Origin of the sequence: Vibrio sp. 070316B (assembly GCF_013114115.1) — a bacterium.
Lineage (GTDB): Bacteria > Pseudomonadota > Gammaproteobacteria > Enterobacterales > Vibrionaceae > Vibrio > Vibrio chagasii_B.
Genome location: NZ_VTYC01000003.1, coordinates 203984 through 222306 on the forward strand (window position 1 = coordinate 203984; position 18323 = coordinate 222306).

Below are 18323 nucleotides of genomic sequence, written 5' to 3' on the forward strand. Positions count from 1 at the left end.
CTTCCCCTATTCCAATGCCCTGCTGCTAATGGTTTAAAGAATGGCGTGAAACGACAAGTTTTAAAGTAATGCGCCTTGCCACAATTCGCCATTCGACTATTCCTCAGCAATAAAGCAATAAAGCAATAAAGCAATAAAGCAATAAAGCAATAAAGCAATAAAACAATAACCAATGATAGGCTTACCCTGATGTCACTGTTTGAGTACCTCATCGAACTCTCGATGTTCTTCTTTATTTCCCTTGCTGTGCTGTACTGCATGCGCAAAGTCGGTTATGCGATTGGCTTAACCGATAAACCTAATGCCAGAAAGCACCACGAAGGCGTGGTTCCCCTCGTAGGGGGCATCTCTTTGTGCATTACCTTACTGTACTTCCTGTATGTGAATGCAGAACAGTTCAATAACCTAGAGATAGCTGCCACGTGTTTAACTGTTCTAGTGCTGGTTGGAGTGGCGGATGATCGCTTCGACATCAGCTTTAAGCTCAGAATGGGCGTACAAGCTATTTTGGCGATGGTGATTATGCATTATACCGGGTTAACCCTCTCTCACGTGGGGGATGTATTCGGGTTTGGCGTGTTAGATTTCCCTGTGGTACTCGACAGCGTGATTACGGTGATTGCCGTGATTGCTGCGATTAATGCCTTTAATATGGTTGATGGTATTGATGGGCTGCTAGGCGGTTTGAGCATGGTGGTGTTTACCTCATTAGGTGTCGTGTTCTTCGCTTATGCACTCGAGTTTTATGCCTTTTTTATGGCGGTCATGGTGGTTATGTTATTCCCTTTTGTTTTGTTCAATCTGGGCTACTTTGGCAAGCTTCGTAAGGTGTTCATGGGCGATGCGGGCAGCATGATGATCGGCTTTATAGTGATTTGGGTATTGATTGGTGGCACGCAGTCCGATGACGGGCACTATATTATTCGCCCTGTCACTGCATTATGGCTAATTGCAGTCCCTTTGATCGATATGATGGCGATCATGATACGTCGTATTCGTAAAGGGCATTCTCCGTTTAAACCGGACCGTGAGCATTTCCACCATATTATGCAACGTATCGGCTTTACCCCTCGTGAGTCGTTAGTGGTGATCTGCTTAGTACAGTTACTTTACTCAACTTTGGGGTTATTGGGAGAGTACTTCCAAGTGCCTGAATTCATCATGTTCTACACCATTGTGGCATGTTTCTCATTCCACACCTACGCAATGACACACTCGTTTAAGATGGCGAAGATTGTAAGAAAGTGGAAGAAGCTAGAGGAAAAACAACCAGAGGAAACGGCTGTATTATAAGGTGATGGGAATGTAGAAATACCAACATTCTCGTGTGCGCGGGTAAGGCTTCATCTATCGTCTGTTTTATCCATCGATATCTGTTGGTGTCCCTCCGCCAATTCTGTTTTAGGTTGCCATCACTCGTTACCACAAGCAAAAGGGCCCAATCTCGATATGAGGTTGGGCCCTTTTAGTATTTGGTGATAAGCGTTTCAGTTTATTAAGTGCGGTTTGTTGACTCGGCTTTGTTGATAGTTCTTTCTAAACCTCTGCCATTAATGCACTCCTGAGTTATCAGTAGACTTTCTCAGGAAGGTTGCGCCAACTTCTAATCCAGCTTGTGATACGCCAAACATAGCTCATCGCGACGGTGTAAGAAACGAAGCAAAGCATAAACAGGATGAACATGGTCGATTCAGAGATTCCCAAGGACTCACCGTAGATACCGAAGCCGGCAAAACTACTAGCGATCAAACAAATAATGGCCAGCGTCTGGCGCGATGTAAAACCAAGGCGCTGGAAAATGTGGTGTAAATGTTCACGATCGGGTTTGAATGGGGAATCGCCACGTCTTACTCGCCTAAACATGATTGCGGCCATGTCCATTAATGGAATAGCAATCAGCCATAACGCCGTGATCGGTCGCATTAGTGCTTCGGAAGGATCTTGGCTGGCACCAAGCAGTAGCCAGATGACAGTAAAGCCAATCATCATGCTGCCAGCATCGCCCATGAACACTTTGCGTTCTCGGCCTAGAAGCCCGAGGTTCATCAAGATATAAGGGATAGTCGCGGCAATGAATACGGCGCACAAATACGCTAAGCCGTGTTGGCTATCGATTTTTAGCAAAATGGCGATACCAGCAAAGGTTACGATAGCAAGCCCACCTAATAGGCCGTCGATACCATCAACCATATTGAACGCGTTAATAGCTCCAATCACCGCAAGTATTGTGACTACAGGGCTCAGAAATCCTAAATGTAATTCACCTGTGCCAAAAATATTACCAATGTTTTCTAGTCGGATATCGGCAAAGTGCATCATGCAAATGGAGAGAATTGCTTGAACGACAAGCCGAATTTTGAAGCTAATATCAAACTTATCATCAAGCGCGCCGATAACGATAAGCACTGCGATAGAAGCTAAAAAAAGCTGGCTATGCGGTATCACATTGGGGTGGGTGAGTATGAACTGAGCTATCGACAAACTGATTGCGATTCCGCCTACGAGCGGGATCGCTCCGTTATGCAGTTTTCGTTCGTTGGGTTTATCTACTAAGCCGACGACTTTTGCTGCTTTTCGCATCACAAAGAGCGATGAAAAGGAGAAGAAGCCAACAAGTGATAGCTCTAATAACATGATGAACTCTAGCCAGTTTTTATAAGAATTTTATTTGCGTGTATCTTACGTTAAAATTATCAATATGTACACTCAGTTGAGTATGTTTTGTTCGGCAGTATTTGAGTGTGATATTTGATTTCAGAGTGCAACTCGATGTTACTTAAGAATGGTTTGTAATAAGTATTGAGCATCTTGATCGTTAATACAGCACCGTAGCCTTGGACACAAAATGACATTTTTTTTCACATCCGATGGACCTACCTGAGACGTTTCTTGATCTTCCGCTACAGTTTTGACTGTAAACTGTAGTAAAATTACGCTAATTTGTTTTTATACCGATTTATTTTGAATTGAACGAGGTCAGTCCTATGTCAGCTAAGAAGCCAATGGCTCTAGTGATCCTTGACGGTTACGGTTACCGTGAAGACAACCAAGACAACGCTATCGCGAACGCTAAGACACCAGTATTAGACGGTCTTATTGCTAACCAACCTAACACGCTAATCTCTGCTTCTGGCATGGATGTAGGCCTACCTGACGGCCAAATGGGTAACTCTGAAGTTGGTCACACCAACATCGGTGCTGGTCGTGTGGTATACCAAGATCTTACTCGCATTACTAAGTCAATTGCAGATGGTGAATTCGGTCAAACTGAAGCGCTAGTGAATGCTATCGACAAAGCGGTGAAAGCGGATAAAGCGGTTCATATCATGGGTCTTATGTCACCAGGTGGTGTTCACTCTCATGAAGATCACATCTACGCAGCCGTTGAAATGGCAGCAGAGCGTGGCGCTGAGAAAATCTACCTACACGCATTCCTAGATGGCCGTGACACTCCGCCACGTAGCGCAGAAAACTCTCTACAACGTTTCCAAGATCTGTTCGCTAAACTGGGCAAAGGCCGTGTGGCTTCTTTGGTTGGTCGTTACTACGCAATGGACCGTGACAACAACTGGGAGCGTGTTCAAACTGCTTACGAGCTACTAACTGAAGCAAAAGCAGAGTTCACATTCGATACTGCAGTTGCTGGCCTAGAAGCCGCTTATGCTCGTGATGAAAACGATGAGTTTGTTAAAGCGACTGAGATTAAAGCGGAAGGCGAAGAGTCTGCAGCTATCGTTGATGGCGATGCAGTTATCTTCATGAACTACCGTGCCGACCGTGCTCGTCAAATCACTCGCACATTCGTTGCTGATTTTGATGGTTTTGAGCGTAATGTATTCCCAGCAATCGACTTCGTGATGCTGACTCAATACGCAGCTGATATCCCGCTGTTATGTGCATTCCCACCAGCTTCTCTAGAGAATACTTACGGTGAGTGGTTATCTAAGCAAGGTAAAACGCAGCTACGTATTTCAGAAACAGAGAAATACGCGCACGTGACTTTCTTCTTCAATGGCGGTATCGAAGACGAGTTCGAAGGCGAAGAGCGTCAACTTGTAGCTTCTCCAAAAGTAGCCACTTACGACCTACAGCCTGAAATGAGCGCTCCAGAATTAACTGAAAAGTTAGTTGCAGCAATCAAAGGCGGCAAATACGACGCTATCGTTTGTAACTTCCCTAACTGTGACATGGTTGGTCACACTGGCGTTTACGATGCAGCAGTGAAAGCAGTAGAGTCTCTAGACGAGTGTCTTGGTAAAGTGGTTGAAGCAATCAAAGAAGCTGACGGCCAACTGCTTATCACAGCAGACCACGGTAACGCAGAAATGATGGTTAACCCAGAAACGGGCGGCATCCATACTGCACACACTAACCTACCAGTGCCACTTATCTACGTAGGTAATAAAGACGTTGAGTTCAAAGAAGGCGGTAAACTGTCTGATCTTGCACCAACAATGCTTTCTCTAACTGGTACAGAGATCCCTGCTGAAATGTCAGGTGATGTTTTAGTTAAATGATGGTTCGGCTCAGCGGTTCACGTTGAGCTGTAACGATTTTGAAAGCCCGCACCTCAAAGTGCGGGCTTTTTTATAGATGCGAGATACGGGTAGACGAGATTTGAAGAGCTGAAGAGTTGAAGAGCAGATGCGGGATGCGAGTAAACGGGTCACGAACAGAATGAGAACCGTACATGTTTGCGCACGCTGAATCTCGCCACTCTCACCAGCTCTATCCCGTCATTCCAGAATTGAGGCACGAAATATCTGGAATCTAATGTCATGTCTGATGTGTCGCATTAAGTACATTGAGAAAGACTCCCTATCACGCTCGCTCCTCGCTGTAGGGAATGACGTAATTAAAGGGGCTAGGTTCGGGATCGAGTGACGTGCTTTTCGCATCTCGTTACTCGCTACTCTCATCCTTCTTTAGAACTGAACGCTCAAAATCCAACAACCACTCTTTGCAGTTCATGCCGCCGGTGTAGCCAGTTAATGTTCCATTGGCACCAATCACTCGGTGGCAAGGGACTACGATGCTAAACGGGTTCTTGCCGTTCGCACCACCCACCGCTCTCACTGCTTTGGGGTTGCCCATTCTCTTTGCTTGTTCGCCATAGCTGATGGTTTCGCCATAAGGAATAGAGGTGAGAGCCTGCCAAGCCGTTTTTTGAAAGTCCTTACCTTTTGTCGCTCTCAATGGCAAATTAAATTCAGTTCGTTGACCAGCAAAATACTCGTCTAGTTGGCGAGATACTTTGAGGCATAATTCATCGTGGTTGCAAACAATAGCCTCATCATGGTTCACATGGTCAATTTCTATAATTGATACGCCATCACTAACAATGATCATCTTACCAATCGGCGCTTCGTAGAGCATTTTGTAAGTACAGCCTTCCATGTCATCTTCCTTCTTCTAGCCTATTTCTGCTCTCAAGCACTTCGAATTTTGTATCCGCTTGACGCTTTTAACCCTTTCAGTATCTCGAACCTATATTTAATCTTTTCGTATCTCGATACCCGAATCTCGCATCTACTGTAGTACCTTAAGCCGTCATTCCAGAACTGAGGGACGAAGTGTCTGGAATCTCAAGCAACGCGGTATTAGCAATGGGTAATAGATTCCCTACTGCGCTCGTTCCTCGCTATAGGGAATGACGAGGTTAGAGTCGAGTGTCACTTGAGCCTGATATTTGCACTTAAATCCTTTCGAATTTGCTTTTTAATCTTTTCGCATCTCGATACCCGAAACTCGAATCTGCTTTTTATCTTTTCGCATCTCGCATCTCGCATCCCGCATCTGCTCTAGCTCTAACACGAAGCGCAAACAGGTACCCTGAAATGCCACCCATTATGTTTCCTAATGCTAGGCCGATAAAAAGCCCTTCGACACCATCAATTTGGCTGCCCACCCAGGCAAACGGCAGGGTAAATACGAAAAGGCGCATGAAGCTCCATTGGAAGGCTTTGAGTGGTTGATGCATGGCATTCATTGCACTTATCAGCATCATCACAATGCCTTGGAACCCGTAACTAAATGGCACGACTAACAGGTAGTGCCACAAGATACCTCGCACCGACTCTTCCTGAGAAAAGAGGGCGGCTAAAGGGATGCTCAATGGCACCATCATTAAAAAGATCAAACCTTGGAATAGCACGGCAAATCGCATGCTTAGGAATAGGGCTTTAAAGCTGCGTTGTGGGTTCTCGGCTCCAAAGTTCTGCGCCATAAAAGGGGTAAGAGCGGAAGTGAGAGACATCAAGACGATGATCAGAATCGATTCAATACGCTGAGCAGCACCATAAGCGGCAACGGCTTCAGTTCCTTGCTTGGCCAGCATCATCATAATGATAGCCCCCGCGAGTGGGTTCAGCGCGTTTGAAAGTGCAGCAGGTGTGCCAATGGTGAGGATTTGTTTCCAGTCGCGGACAACCTCTTGAGCTTTGGGTGGAGCAAGTAGCTTTTCTCGTTTGATTAATACATACAGCGAACTACACAACGCACCAAACCAACTGAAACCACTGGCGATGGCTGCGCCTTGAATCCCGAGTTCAGGGAAAGGTCCGTAACCGAAGATCAGCAAGGGGTCGAGGATACCGTTAATTAGGCCCGCTAACATCATGATCTTGGCGGGGGTTTTGGTATCACCACTCGCTCGTATCGCGCTATTGCCTGCCATTGGGATAACAAGCAGCGGAATGGCTAAGTACCAGACAGTCATGTATTCAGATATCAGTGGCAGCAACTCTGGTTCTGCCCCTAATAAGGTAAACATGGGTTCTAGAGTTACAAGCCCCAGTGTTGATGCAAATCCAACAAGCAGCACGGCAAGCAATAATCCATGACAAGTAAAGCGAGCGGCATTTTGTGCGCAGCCTTGACCCAGCAAGCGCCCAATACATGTGGACAGCCCCACACCTATGCCCATTGTGATGCAATTGATGGCGAAGGTAACTGGAAAGGTAAAGCTCACTGCTGCAAGTGCTTGTGTGCCGAGTAGTGAGATAAAGAAGGTATCGACTAAGTTAAACATCAAGATCGCAACCATGCCTAAAATGGTCGGTATGGTCATAGTGCGCAGAGTATTTGCTATTGGGGCAGTAAGAAGCCCGTGCTTATCTTGCATGTAAAACGCCGATTGAATTAGAATGTGAGTAGAATACAGTGAAACTTGAGCAGTCTGAAGATCACTTTCGTAAAGTTTACAAATCACACAAGACTTACAGCATATGCTGTGATAGCACTTTTCCCGTTACTAATTTAGATGTTTGAGAGATTTATAGTGAAGCAACAAAGTGAGCTACCATCGATGCCCCCAGAAAATACACCTGTATATAATTCAAATGATTTAGTCGACCTTAAAGAGCTTTTTAAGGCAATTTGGAACGGTAAGCTAATAATCATATTAGTTACGGCTTTATTTGCAATTATTAGCGTTGGTTATGCGCTATCAGTGCAAGAGTGGTGGTCATCGAAAGCTAAAATAGTGCAAGCGCAACCTCAAGACATTACTGCATATCAACAGCAGGTAAAGCAGTTTCAGCCTGTTTTCAATATCTACCAAGATGATGGTACCGTTTTAGTCAGCCGAGAGCTGGATACCTTGGTTAATGCAGAAGCTTTGTTTAATAGCTTTATTAATATGCTGAACTCAACCAATAACAAGCGTTCTTTTTTCGAGAGTAATTCTGATTTTCAAGCTTTAAGAGATATAACTTCTTCAGATGAAACAGCTATTTCGGAAGATGCTACCAGGGCGTTCTATTCACAGTGGTTTGGTAGAGTTTCAACATCCATTGTTGACATAAATAATAGAAATTCTCCTTATGTGGTTAGTTTTCAAACTATGACTAAAGAAAGCAGCTTTGATTTGTTAACAGCTTATATTTCATTTACTGAGTCCAAGGTGTATGACGATGCGTTCAACAACCTAAAAGCGGTTGTTAACGGTAAAAGAAATGAGTTGATTCAGCAAAAACGAATTCTAGAGAGTCAGGCGAGGAATCAATTATTAGTTGAGAGTGAGCGAGCTAAGTATGCTATGGGTATAGCACAAGCCGCAGGGGTCGAGAAACCTATACAAGTTGGTAATGACAATGAGCTATTTGGTATAGATTTAGGGGCAAAAGGCTTAGCTGCAAAGGTTCAAGCTTTGGAGTCTGTAAAGAACTTAAGTGTTATTGAGCCTCGCCTTCAACAAATAAATGCCAAATTAGATATGTTGAGTAACCTTGAAATAGATCGAAGTGTTGAATTTCAGACTTTTCGATTTTTGGAAAATGTCGAACAGCCAATAGCGAGAGATAAGCCTAACCGCGCTTTGATCGTTATACTAGGTACTTTTTTGGGGGGGATTATTAGTTTGGGTATTGTGCTGATACGTTTTTTGATTAGAGAAAAAGATTAAGTTCAAATGGCTAGTGTTACTCACTAGCCATTTTTCTTTTTACATTTCTTGTTGTTTGAGTTTCCTCACAAAAAGTCCGCCTCCCCCCTTGGGATCTTTCACTTCGCCCCAACATACTCTTTAACCCCATGCCAATCGTGGCAACTATCAAATTAAATGGAAATTATCAGGAGATACGACCGATGAATATCCGTCCTCTACACGACCGAGTTATCGTTGAGCGCCAAGAAGTTGAATCTAAATCTGCTGGTGGCATCGTTCTAACTGGTTCTGCCGCTGAAAAATCAACTCGCGGTGTAATTCTAGCTGTAGGCAAAGGCCGCATCCTAGAAAACGGTTCAGTACAACCATTGGACGTTAAAGTTGGCGACACTGTTATCTTTGCTGAAGGCTACGGCACTAAGTCTGAAAAAATCGACGGTAAAGAAGTTCTGATCATGTCTGAAAACGACATCATGGCGATCGTTGAGTAATCCGCGCTATACAAACTGAACTGACTGAATAAAGAATTTAAAGGAAATAAAGATGGCTGCTAAAGACGTTAAATTTGGTAACGACGCACGTATTAAAATGCTAGAAGGTGTAAACGTTCTGGCTGACGCAGTAAAAGTAACGCTAGGTCCTAAAGGCCGTAACGTTGTTCTAGACAAATCATTTGGCGCACCAACTATTACTAAAGATGGTGTTTCTGTTGCACGTGAAATCGAGCTTGAAGACAAGTTCCAAAACATGGGCGCACAAATGGTTAAAGAAGTGGCTTCGCAAGCGAACGACGCTGCGGGCGACGGTACAACTACCGCTACAGTTCTAGCTCAAGCTATCATCACTGAAGGCCTTAAAGCGGTTGCAGCTGGCATGAACCCAATGGACCTTAAACGCGGTATCGACAAAGCGGTACTTGCTGCTGTTGAAGAGCTAAAAGGTCTTTCTGTTCCATGTGCTGATACTAAAGCTATCGCGCAAGTAGGTACTATCTCAGCAAACTCTGATGCGACTGTAGGTAACATCATTGCTGAAGCGATGGAAAAAGTAGGTCGTGATGGCGTTATCACAGTTGAAGAAGGTCAGGCTCTACAAGACGAGCTAGACGTAGTTGAAGGTATGCAGTTCGACCGCGGTTACCTATCTCCTTACTTCATCAACAACCAAGAAGCAGGTTCTGTTGATCTAGAAAGCCCATTCATCCTTCTTATCGACAAGAAAGTTTCAAACATCCGTGAACTTCTTCCGACTCTAGAAGCAGTAGCTAAGGCATCTCGTCCACTTCTAATCATCGCTGAAGATGTAGAAGGCGAAGCGCTTGCAACTCTAGTTGTAAACAACATGCGCGGCATCGTGAAAGTTGCGGCTGTTAAAGCACCTGGTTTCGGTGACCGTCGTAAAGCAATGCTGCAAGACATCGCTATCCTAACGGGTGGTACGGTTATCTCTGAAGAAATCGGCCTAGACCTTGAGAAAGTAACGCTAGAAGACCTAGGTCAAGCTAAGCGTATTACTATCACTAAAGAAAACTCAACCATCATTGATGGTGCGGGTGAAGAAGTGATGATCCAAGGTCGCGTTTCTCAAATCCGTCAACAAATCGAAGACGCAACTTCAGACTACGACAAAGAGAAACTTCAAGAGCGCGTAGCTAAGCTAGCTGGCGGTGTTGCAGTAATCAAAGTTGGTGCTGCGACTGAAGTTGAGATGAAAGAGAAGAAAGACCGCGTAGAAGACGCACTTCACGCAACTCGTGCTGCAGTTGAAGAAGGTGTGGTTGCTGGTGGTGGTGTTGCACTTATCCGCGCCGCATCTAAAGTGGCTAACATTGAAGGCGACAACGAAGAGCAAAACGTAGGTATCCGCGTTGCACTACGTGCAATGGAAGCACCTATCCGTCAAATCACTAAGAACGCAGGTGACGAAGAGTCTGTTGTTGCTAACAACGTTCGTGCTGGCGAAGGTAACTACGGCTACAACGCTGCGACTGGCGAATACGGCGACATGATCGCGATGGGTATCCTAGATCCAACTAAGGTGACTCGTTCTGCACTTCAGTTCGCAGCATCTGTTGCTGGTCTTATGATCACAACCGAAGCGATGATTACTGACAAACCTCAAGATGCGTCTGCTGCTATGCCTGATATGGGTGGCATGGGCGGTATGGGTGGCATGGGCGGTATGATGTAATCATCCCCCTTTCTCGTAACAGAGAGAGCCATACATAAGCTTTAGAAAACGGAGACCTCGGTCTCCGTTTTTTTTTGCTTTTCGCATCTCGTCACCCGTATCTCTCATCCGCTCTCAATCTTTTCGAATCTCGTTTACGCGAATCCCGCATCTGCTTTTAATCAGTGGTCACCCAGCCTCGTGTGTAAACTGTTGTGCGTCAATTTTTTGCAGCATCATGTCACGCTTAAATGGCTTTGGAAGATAATCATCCATGCCACATTCAAAGCAACGTTTAATATCATCATCGAGCACTGAAGCTGTTAAAGCAAGAATATGCGTTGCCTGAAGCTGCAGGCTTTCTTCATAGCGCCTGATTTGCTCCGTTGCTTCAAAGCCATCGACATTCGGCATCATGCAGTCCATCAAAACAAGGCCGATTTCTTGATGATGCTCTCGATATAAATCAATGGCTTGTTGTCCATCATTAGCAATCCAATACTCAATTCCTAGCTTATCTAAATTGATACATACCACCTTCTGGTTCACGCGGTTATCTTCAACCACGAGTACTTTTTGACGTCCGCTCCCTTCTACTGGTTTTGACTGAGGCGGCGGCACCCTTTCAAGTAATGAGTTCATCATGCTGCTTAAGCGGGAACCGAGCATAGGAAGAGTGACATAACCTGAGACAAAATTGCACTCCTTCACCGGCTCACTAAGGTTATTTTTCACCATGATGATTTTCACCTCTGGTGCTTGGTGGTGTAGTGCTTTAGCTTGATTAATATCTTCTGTAAAAGCGATATCTGGGATGCAACCTGACGCCAAATTTGCTTCAATTGATTTTAGTTTTGGTGAGTAACCAAAGCGGAACAAATCATCGAGTAAAAGCTTCGATGGAGCATCTGAATAATAGACAACGGTCTGTTTACGCTTTTTAGTTTCAGAATGCTCTGATTGCATCACCGTTAATTGGAAACGGAAGCAACTGCCTACGCCTTTCTCTGACTCAACATCTATCGAGCCTCCCATTATCTCCACCATACGTGACGAAATACTCAGTCCTAACCCCGTGCCCACAATGTTAGAGGCGGTGTTGGTGTCTTCTTGGCAAAATTCTTTGAAAATGTGTTCTTGCTGATCTTTTGCAATACCAATACCAGTATCTCGAACGGAAAACTCGATCACATACTCTTTTTCTAATGATGCAAGCCGTTGAGCCGCGAATACGATTGAGCCTTGCTCTGTAAATTTGATCGCATTTGAAGCAAAGTTCATCAACACTTGGCGAACTTTATTCTCATCAACATGAATGTACTCTGGAAGCTCGTCATCAACCTCAACTTCCAGCTTAATCTGCTTTTGATAAGCTTTAGATGAGATCAAAGTCGCGCTGTCAAATAGCAGCTCTCTTAAGTCTGTCGTATGTGGATTAATTTCCAGTTTGCCTGATTCTATTTTGGATAGGTCGAGAATATCGTTGATCAACATAAGTAAGGCTTGAGAAGAGGTGTTGATCGTTCCAAGGCAGTCTTTCTGTTCTGGCGATAACTTAGTTTCTGCCAGAATTTCTGACATACCAATAACACCATTAAGCGGTGTTCGTATCTCATGAGACATATTGGCAAGAAAGGCACTTTTGGCACGATTAGCCTGTCGCTCTTTCTCTTGTGAAACAATTAACTGAGTTTCGAGGTGACTGGCACGCCACACAACATAGAACAGCACCAGTAAAGTCACCCCTCCTAATGTGGCTGTTGATATATATCGGTACCACTTTACCTGTATCAGGTTCTCAGCGATTCGCTTAGGTGTTTCGGTGAACAGCAAGTTGAGTTCATCTTCAACATGATAAATGCTGCTCGTGAGCTCTCCTTTCAAACCGCTGTCAGAACTATACCCTACACTCTTTAACCCCCGCTGCAATCGCCAAAAATGGCGTTTAAAATTATTAAACGAAGCCAGTGCCGTCATCGTTCGAGTATTCTCTTCGACTTCATATTGGATTTTGAACAGTGAATCGACAATCTGATCTAATGTTTTCTGCTCAAAGCCAGTGAAAAACTGATACATGAGATCTTGCGTAGCTATAAATTGTTCTTCAAGCTGCTTATTGTTGGCTTCATGTACGAAACGCTCTAGTGTCAACGCAGCATTCTTAAGTTTCTCAATGAGCCCAATTTGGTCCCCTTGACCATGTATGCTGACTAGCTCAATGGCTAATAATGAAAAGGCAATCTGGTACTGATCGAGATACTCGACAACTCTGGCGTAATCAAAAGAAATATTCAGATCGCTTCGCACGATTTTTCCATCGATCTCAGCCAGTTGTTCGATTAGCTGACTTCGCTTTCTATCGAGAAGCTCTTGAGTTTCGAGTTGCCTTGTAGAAATAAATTGTTGTTCCTGGCGCCTGACAGATAGCATAACGCTATAGGCTTGCGAAAGGCTGAGCTGGAGATCAATCATGTCCTGCTCTTTGTTCTTCAGGACATAGCTAGCATAGAGATAAAGGCCCAGAAACAGCACGATAGCTAAAGAGCCACGCGAAATAATTGCTTTTATGGTCTGTTTATCCGCAGTTTCCTTAATCACTATACTTACCATGCTCCATGCGTTTCATATGTTTGTGTCCCTGTCATTAAAACTTAGTTTATTTTGAGGATTTAACGAACATTAGTTTTTGAATAACAGAGGTCTGTTGAGCTTTCGTCATTAAATTTTTTAGGATGACATCGCTTTAGATGCAGCAATGAGTGTGTGGGCTACAAGCTTGTGAAGCATGTTAATTTTCTTGCCTAGATTCTTATTTGGAATAACAAGCGCTAGAGCGGAGGTTTCGGTCTCCGTTTTTTTTGCTTTTCGTATCTCGTTCACTCGAATCCCGCATCTGCTTTTTACCATTGCTCTTTATGATTTAGCGGCTTATATTCAACAGTACAGTTATGACATTGGTCTAACATGGATAGCTGTTGAATAAAGGATAATAAATGCTTGATTGAAAATGGATTAATCAAGTCAACAATAAGTCAGTGGAGACTCCCCAATGAAAAAACTACTTTCAGTACTTGCTGTGTCGGCAGCAGTAATGGCACCAGCGGCATTCGCTTCTTCGCCTGTTATGTTTTCAACGATCAACGGCTTCAACGCACCTGATTCAGATGCGGTTGGCGGTGTACGTTTAGCTCTGCTTCACGGACAAGTAAACGACCTTAAAGGTGTTGATCTTGCGGTTGTTGGTATGTCTGAGACGCAAACAACAACAGGTGTGAATCTGGGTATCTTCGGTGCATCAAAAGTGAACCAAGAAATGACCGGCGCATCTCTAGGTTTCTTCAACTGGAACACAGGTAAAACAACGGGTGTTAACCTTGGTGCAGTGAACATTACCAATGATGTAAAAGGCGCGAACGTGAGTTTCGTCAACTACTCAGAAGGTAACACTATGGTTGATGTTGGCGCTGCGAACCTTTCAGAAGTGTCGACGGTTCAGGTTGGTATCTTCAACAAAACCAACAAAATCGAAGGTGTACAAGTTGGCCTGATCAACTGTGCTGATAACGGTTTCTTCCCGTGCTTCCCGATTGTAAACTTCGCTAAATAAAGCGGTCGTTTAGCCTTTAGTTCTACTATTGGTGAGCGATGTTTAGTTGGCGTATTAGCGTTTAAAAGCTAAGCCTATCAACGCCTAAACCCTTGTTTAGGCGTTATTACATTCAATTCCACAACCAAGATAAACTTCTCAAACCACCTGATAAGCATATTGTTTTATATTTCCTGTTGCAGTATTTTTACTTATAAGTACAATGTGCGATAAATTCCCAATGATGATTTATATGCTTTGATTAACCACCATACCATCGATTTTAAAAAGGCTTTTTTAAGTCTGACCGCCAGTTTTTTAGTAGTTTTGAGCTTGTTGCTCGTTGATTCAGCGGAAGAATCAGATAAACAGTATGGAATCGAAAACCAAGGCGTGACACGCTCTTTAGCGGAGCTCACACAGATCATAAATGCGCTTGAGTACAACATCACTGCGCTTTATCCACTACATGGGGATACCTACGTATTCTCGCATGACAAAAAGATTGAAGGTGAGACGTGCTACTTCACTAGTGAGGAGCAACATGCCCCTCGTTTTGATTTTATGTTCTCTGGCCCTCGCGAGATGTGTAACCCGAAATCGGACCTTTATACTGAAGCGGGTAAGCGTTTGTTTATTGCGCCTACCATGGCCTATTTCGCCAATACCATTGATACCATCTCAGCGATCTACTTCATCTCGAAAGAGAAGTTTATTATCTCTTCCCCCTCTGATATTGCCCAATATATGAAAGGTGATACGTTCGACTCTGTCGTAAATAGCCGACCATATTGGATCAATACGGTTCGCTTTGGCCTATCGCAAGGCAAAGACCAAGTGGTGTATACCGGCCAATACGATGATTATCTGACAGGTCAAAAAGTGGTGACCTTAACCAAAGGGATTTACGTTAATGGTGAGTTTAAAGGGGTATTGGGTGTCGATGGCTATGTCTCTAACCTAGTATCAAACCCTACCCATGGCTATAAAGTCACAAGTACGCGAGGCGCAAACAAATACGGCTTTATGGACTTTACCTATTCTAAGCCTCTGTATGTTGATGACATGAACACCCAGCTATACCTGACTATCGAAGAAGACAAGAGTGAGCACTTTCTGCATGTATTGGAGATGGAGAAGATTCAGCTTTCGATACTGTTGGTTTTGTATCTGCTTTCGGTTTTATGGCTATGGCGCTTTTACACAAAACAAGAACACCAGCGTTTGAATAACCTAGCAATGCGCGACCCATTAACGGGCTTACTGAATCGCCGAGGCTTTGAAGCTAAATTGTTAGCACAAGAAGAAGCACCGATTATTGGCTTCGGTGTGTTTGATATTGACGACTTTAAAGAGGTGAATGACCGCTATGGGCACAAGATCGGAGACGAAGTGATCTGTCATGTTGCTCAACTGATGATGAACAGCGTTAGACAGCAAGATATCGTCGCGAGATTTGGTGGCGAGGAGTTTGTTGTCGCGATTACGGGGGAATCGTCTGAGTTGCTTTCATCAATCTTTGAGCGAATTCAAAACGACATTAGTCTGCAAAGCTATCGGTGTCCCACAGGAGACAAGGTTAGGATTTCTGTGTCTGGTGGCGCGACACTTTACTCCCTGTACAAGTTCGACAGTGTAGGGCACTTATGGGAAAACCAGAGTATTCGTTCGTCGGATGAGCAGCTTTATAAAGCAAAGGCTGCGGGTAAGAACCGGGTGTGTATCCAGACGTATTGATGAGCCACCAAATAATGCAAAGCCTAGTCGGTTGACTAGGCTTCTTTGTATCAGTGGCACTACCACTAAGGCTATCAAGTGCTGTGCTATTTCTTCATGCGACCTTTTCGCATCCACTTCTGGTGCACACCGCGGCGTAGGCTTTGGAAGCTGTTTTCCACCTTATCGACACCAAGCAGAATCACGAGCGCCATTAGCGTGATAATGACTGATTGCGAAAGGTGACCAAGGGCGATCATCATACCTAATGCAGCGAGTACCCAGATAATCGCGGCTGACGTGACACCATGAATCTTTCCATCCAGTGTCATCATTACCCCAGCGCCAAGGAAACCCACCCCAGTAATGATTTGACCAAGCACACGAGCTTGATCGAGCGTGTTAGGGGAAAGGCTAATCGCCATCGTAAGGAAGAAATAGGTACCGCTGATGATCAGAATCGAGGTTCTGATCCCTACCGGCTTACCGCGGGTTTGTCGCTCGATACCGATTAACGAACCACACAGCATGCATACTGCAAGGCCTGCCCAGCTAAAGGGGGCAAGGTTGAGAGTTTGTTCTATAAATTGTGTCATATCACCCCTCCTAAAAATTTAGAATAGAGCCGAGTATGCTAATAATAGACCGGACGATCGAACAAAAACTTTTTGTCTTAACGATTGATAAAGATGACGTGAAGTCTAGCAGCCGTCTGTTGTTAAGGTGAAGGCAGGTGTCGTGGTCTCCGTCGCTTCTTGATATTTAAGACGATAAGAAGCGACCATTGTTCGAGATAGAGTTATTCAATGTGCAGATCGAGTGGGGTCTTACTGCTGCGACCGCCAATCTCACGAGTTAACTTTGGTACAAGGTAGCCAGAAACCTCAGAGATCAAACCTTTGAAGTGGTGCTTCGCCTCTTCATCCGATATATAGAAGTGTGCCGCACCCTGAACCTTATCAAGTACATGCATATAGTAAGGTAAAACACCCGCATCGAATAGCCTTTCACTTAGTTTTTTCAATGAGTTAGCGCTGTTATTAACCCCTTTAAGCATCACACCTTGGTTTAGCAGGGTCACGCCACTTTGCTTCAACTTATGGAAGGCTTGCTTAAGTTCTAAGTTGATTTCATTGGCATGATTAATATGGCTCACCATTACCACATTGAGGTGAGTTTGCGCTAACAATTGGCACAGTTCATCTGTCACTCGAGCGGGGATCACAACCGGTAATCGGCTGTGGATTCGAACGGTTTTCACATGTGGGATTTGTTCGATAGCACTGATAAGCCACTCTAATTCGCTGTCTTTTGCCATCAGTGGATCGCCACCCGATAAGATAACCTCGTTGATCTCTGGATGCGCAGACACATAGTCGAGGCTGGTTTGCCAAACAGACTTTGAGCCTTTGTTATCTTGATAAGGAAAATGACGACGGAAGCAGTAGCGGCAGTTAATTGCGCAGCCACCTTTCACAATCATCAATGCGCGATTTTTGTATTTGTGCAGTAAGCCTGGAATCGCGTTGTCTTGCTCTTCTAAGGGATCTGAGGAATAGCCTTGGTGCACCTCAAACTCTTCACTTAGCGGTAAAACCTGTCTTAGTAATGGATCGTGTGGGTTGCCTTTTTCCATTCGTTCGACAAAGCTAAGGGGTACCCGAAGTGCAAATAACTCGCGAGCAGCGAAGCCTGCTTGCCACGGTGTTGGGTCTATTTCCAATGCCTCAAGCAATTTTGTCGGGTCAGAGATCGCATTCGATAGTTGTTTGAGCCAGTTTTGCTCAACAGATTCGACTTTTCGGGTTATGATATGCGGCATTGAAATTAACTCAAAGATGTGGAAGAGAAAATCATGGCGTCAGTAAGCACCAATGAATTCAAAGGCGGTTTAAAATTCATGATGGATAACGAGCCTTGCTCAATTATCGAAAATGAATACGTTAAGCCAGGTAAAGGCCAAGCGTTTAACCGTGTTAAACTTCGTAAACTGCTGTCAGGCAAAGTGTTAGAGAAAACATTTAAGTCAGGCGATACAGTAGAACTAGCGGACGTTGTAGACGTTGAACTAGGCTACCTATACAGCGATGGCGAATTCTACCACTTCATGAACAATGAAACATTCGAGCAAATCGCTGCTGACGTAAAAGCAGTTGGCGAAACAGCTAAATGGTTAGTTGAAAACGACGTATGTACTCTAACGTTGTGGAATGATAACCCTATCACAGTAACTCCACCAAACTTTGTTGAGATCGCAGTAACAGAAACCGATCCTGGTCTGAAAGGCGACACGCAAGGTACTGGCGGTAAGCCTGCAACTCTAGCAACAGGCGCGGTAGTTCGCGTTCCTCTATTCATCGCTATCGGTGAAGTTGTTAAAGTTGATACTCGTACTGGCGAATACGTTGGTCGTGTGAAGTAATTTATACTTCAAGTATCTGAAAAAGGTCGCTTAGGCGGCCTTTT

At 44.4% G+C, this 18323-nt stretch carries 14 protein-coding genes; 8 read left to right on the forward strand and 6 right to left on the reverse strand.

The window, feature by feature from the left end; translation table 11 throughout:
* Positions 1 to 189: 189 nt before the first annotated feature.
* On the forward strand, positions 190 to 1293 hold the full coding sequence (gene wecA / locus F0251_RS04915) for a UDP-N-acetylglucosamine--undecaprenyl-phosphate N-acetylglucosaminephosphotransferase (RefSeq protein ID WP_171730475.1): 1104 nt from the start codon (positions 190 to 192) through the stop codon (positions 1291 to 1293).
* Between the two features lie 276 nt (positions 1294 to 1569).
* Here the strand turns inward: wecA (F0251_RS04915) and wecA (F0251_RS04920) are convergent, their stop codons facing one another.
* A complete protein-coding gene (gene wecA, locus F0251_RS04920) occupies positions 1570 to 2634 on the reverse strand; it encodes a UDP-N-acetylglucosamine--undecaprenyl-phosphate N-acetylglucosaminephosphotransferase (RefSeq protein ID WP_171730476.1) in 1065 nt (354 codons plus the stop codon).
* A gap of 350 nt (positions 2635 to 2984) precedes the next feature.
* Here wecA (F0251_RS04920) and gpmM point away from each other — a divergent pair, with 350 nt between their 5' ends.
* Positions 2985 to 4517 carry a 2,3-bisphosphoglycerate-independent phosphoglycerate mutase gene (gpmM, locus tag F0251_RS04925; protein ID WP_105057795.1) on the forward strand — a complete coding sequence of 511 codons (1533 nt, stop codon included), beginning with the start codon at positions 2985 to 2987 and terminating at the stop codon, positions 4515 to 4517.
* A gap of 385 nt (positions 4518 to 4902) precedes the next feature.
* Here the strand turns inward: gpmM and F0251_RS04930 are convergent, their stop codons facing one another.
* Together F0251_RS04930 and F0251_RS04935 are read right to left on the reverse strand one after the other, a co-directional pair.
* Positions 4903 to 5397, reverse strand: coding sequence for a methylated-DNA--[protein]-cysteine S-methyltransferase (locus F0251_RS04930; RefSeq protein WP_171730477.1), 495 nt, complete (start codon positions 5395 to 5397; stop codon positions 4903 to 4905).
* Between the two features lie 364 nt (positions 5398 to 5761).
* Entirely contained in the window at positions 5762 to 7123 is a 1362-nt protein-coding gene (locus F0251_RS04935) for an MATE family efflux transporter (protein WP_171730478.1), read from the reverse strand.
* A 183-nt stretch (positions 7124 to 7306) separates the two neighbouring features.
* Here F0251_RS04935 and F0251_RS04940 point away from each other — a divergent pair, with 183 nt between their 5' ends.
* The 3 genes from F0251_RS04940 to groL all read left to right on the forward strand — a co-directional run bounded on the left by F0251_RS04940 (position 7307) and on the right by groL (position 10576).
* Positions 7307 to 8404: an LPS O-antigen chain length determinant protein WzzB gene (locus tag F0251_RS04940; RefSeq protein WP_171730500.1), complete on the forward strand. Its 1098-nt coding sequence runs from the start codon at positions 7307 to 7309 to the stop codon at positions 8402 to 8404.
* 182 nt (positions 8405 to 8586) lie between these two features.
* Positions 8587 to 8877: a co-chaperone GroES gene (locus tag F0251_RS04945; RefSeq protein WP_004741353.1), complete on the forward strand. Its 291-nt coding sequence runs from the start codon at positions 8587 to 8589 to the stop codon at positions 8875 to 8877.
* Positions 8878 to 8929: 52 nt separating this feature from the next.
* Positions 8930 to 10576, forward strand: a complete 1647-nt coding sequence (gene groL / locus F0251_RS04950) for a chaperonin GroEL (protein ID WP_171730479.1) — start codon at positions 8930 to 8932, stop codon at positions 10574 to 10576.
* Between the two features lie 168 nt (positions 10577 to 10744).
* Here the strand turns inward: groL and F0251_RS24440 are convergent, their stop codons facing one another.
* Complete coding sequence (locus F0251_RS24440; protein WP_171730480.1) at positions 10745 to 13153, reverse strand: ATP-binding protein; 2409 nt, start codon at positions 13151 to 13153, stop codon at positions 10745 to 10747.
* Positions 13154 to 13604: 451 nt separating this feature from the next.
* On the opposite strand from F0251_RS24440, the gene F0251_RS04960 reads away from it, so the two are divergent.
* Together F0251_RS04960 and F0251_RS04965 are read left to right on the forward strand one after the other, a co-directional pair.
* A complete protein-coding gene (locus tag F0251_RS04960; RefSeq protein ID WP_017068001.1) occupies positions 13605 to 14162 on the forward strand; it encodes a hypothetical protein in 558 nt (185 codons plus the stop codon).
* A gap of 237 nt (positions 14163 to 14399) precedes the next feature.
* A complete protein-coding gene (locus F0251_RS04965; protein WP_171730481.1) occupies positions 14400 to 15878 on the forward strand; it encodes a diguanylate cyclase in 1479 nt (492 codons plus the stop codon).
* A gap of 86 nt (positions 15879 to 15964) precedes the next feature.
* Here F0251_RS04965 and F0251_RS04970 read toward each other — a convergent pair whose 3' ends face one another.
* Both F0251_RS04970 and epmB read right to left on the reverse strand, forming a co-directional pair.
* Positions 15965 to 16453 (reverse strand): MgtC/SapB family protein, encoded by a 489-nt coding sequence (locus F0251_RS04970; protein ID WP_171730482.1) that lies wholly within the window; start codon positions 16451 to 16453, stop codon positions 15965 to 15967.
* Positions 16454 to 16656: 203 nt separating this feature from the next.
* Positions 16657 to 17679, reverse strand: coding sequence for an EF-P beta-lysylation protein EpmB (epmB, locus tag F0251_RS04975; protein ID WP_171730483.1), 1023 nt, complete (start codon positions 17677 to 17679; stop codon positions 16657 to 16659).
* Between the two features lie 33 nt (positions 17680 to 17712).
* Here epmB and efp point away from each other — a divergent pair, with 33 nt between their 5' ends.
* Positions 17713 to 18279, forward strand: a complete 567-nt coding sequence (gene efp, locus F0251_RS04980; protein ID WP_171730484.1) for an elongation factor P — start codon at positions 17713 to 17715, stop codon at positions 18277 to 18279.
* The last annotated feature ends 44 nt before the right edge of the window (positions 18280 to 18323 follow it).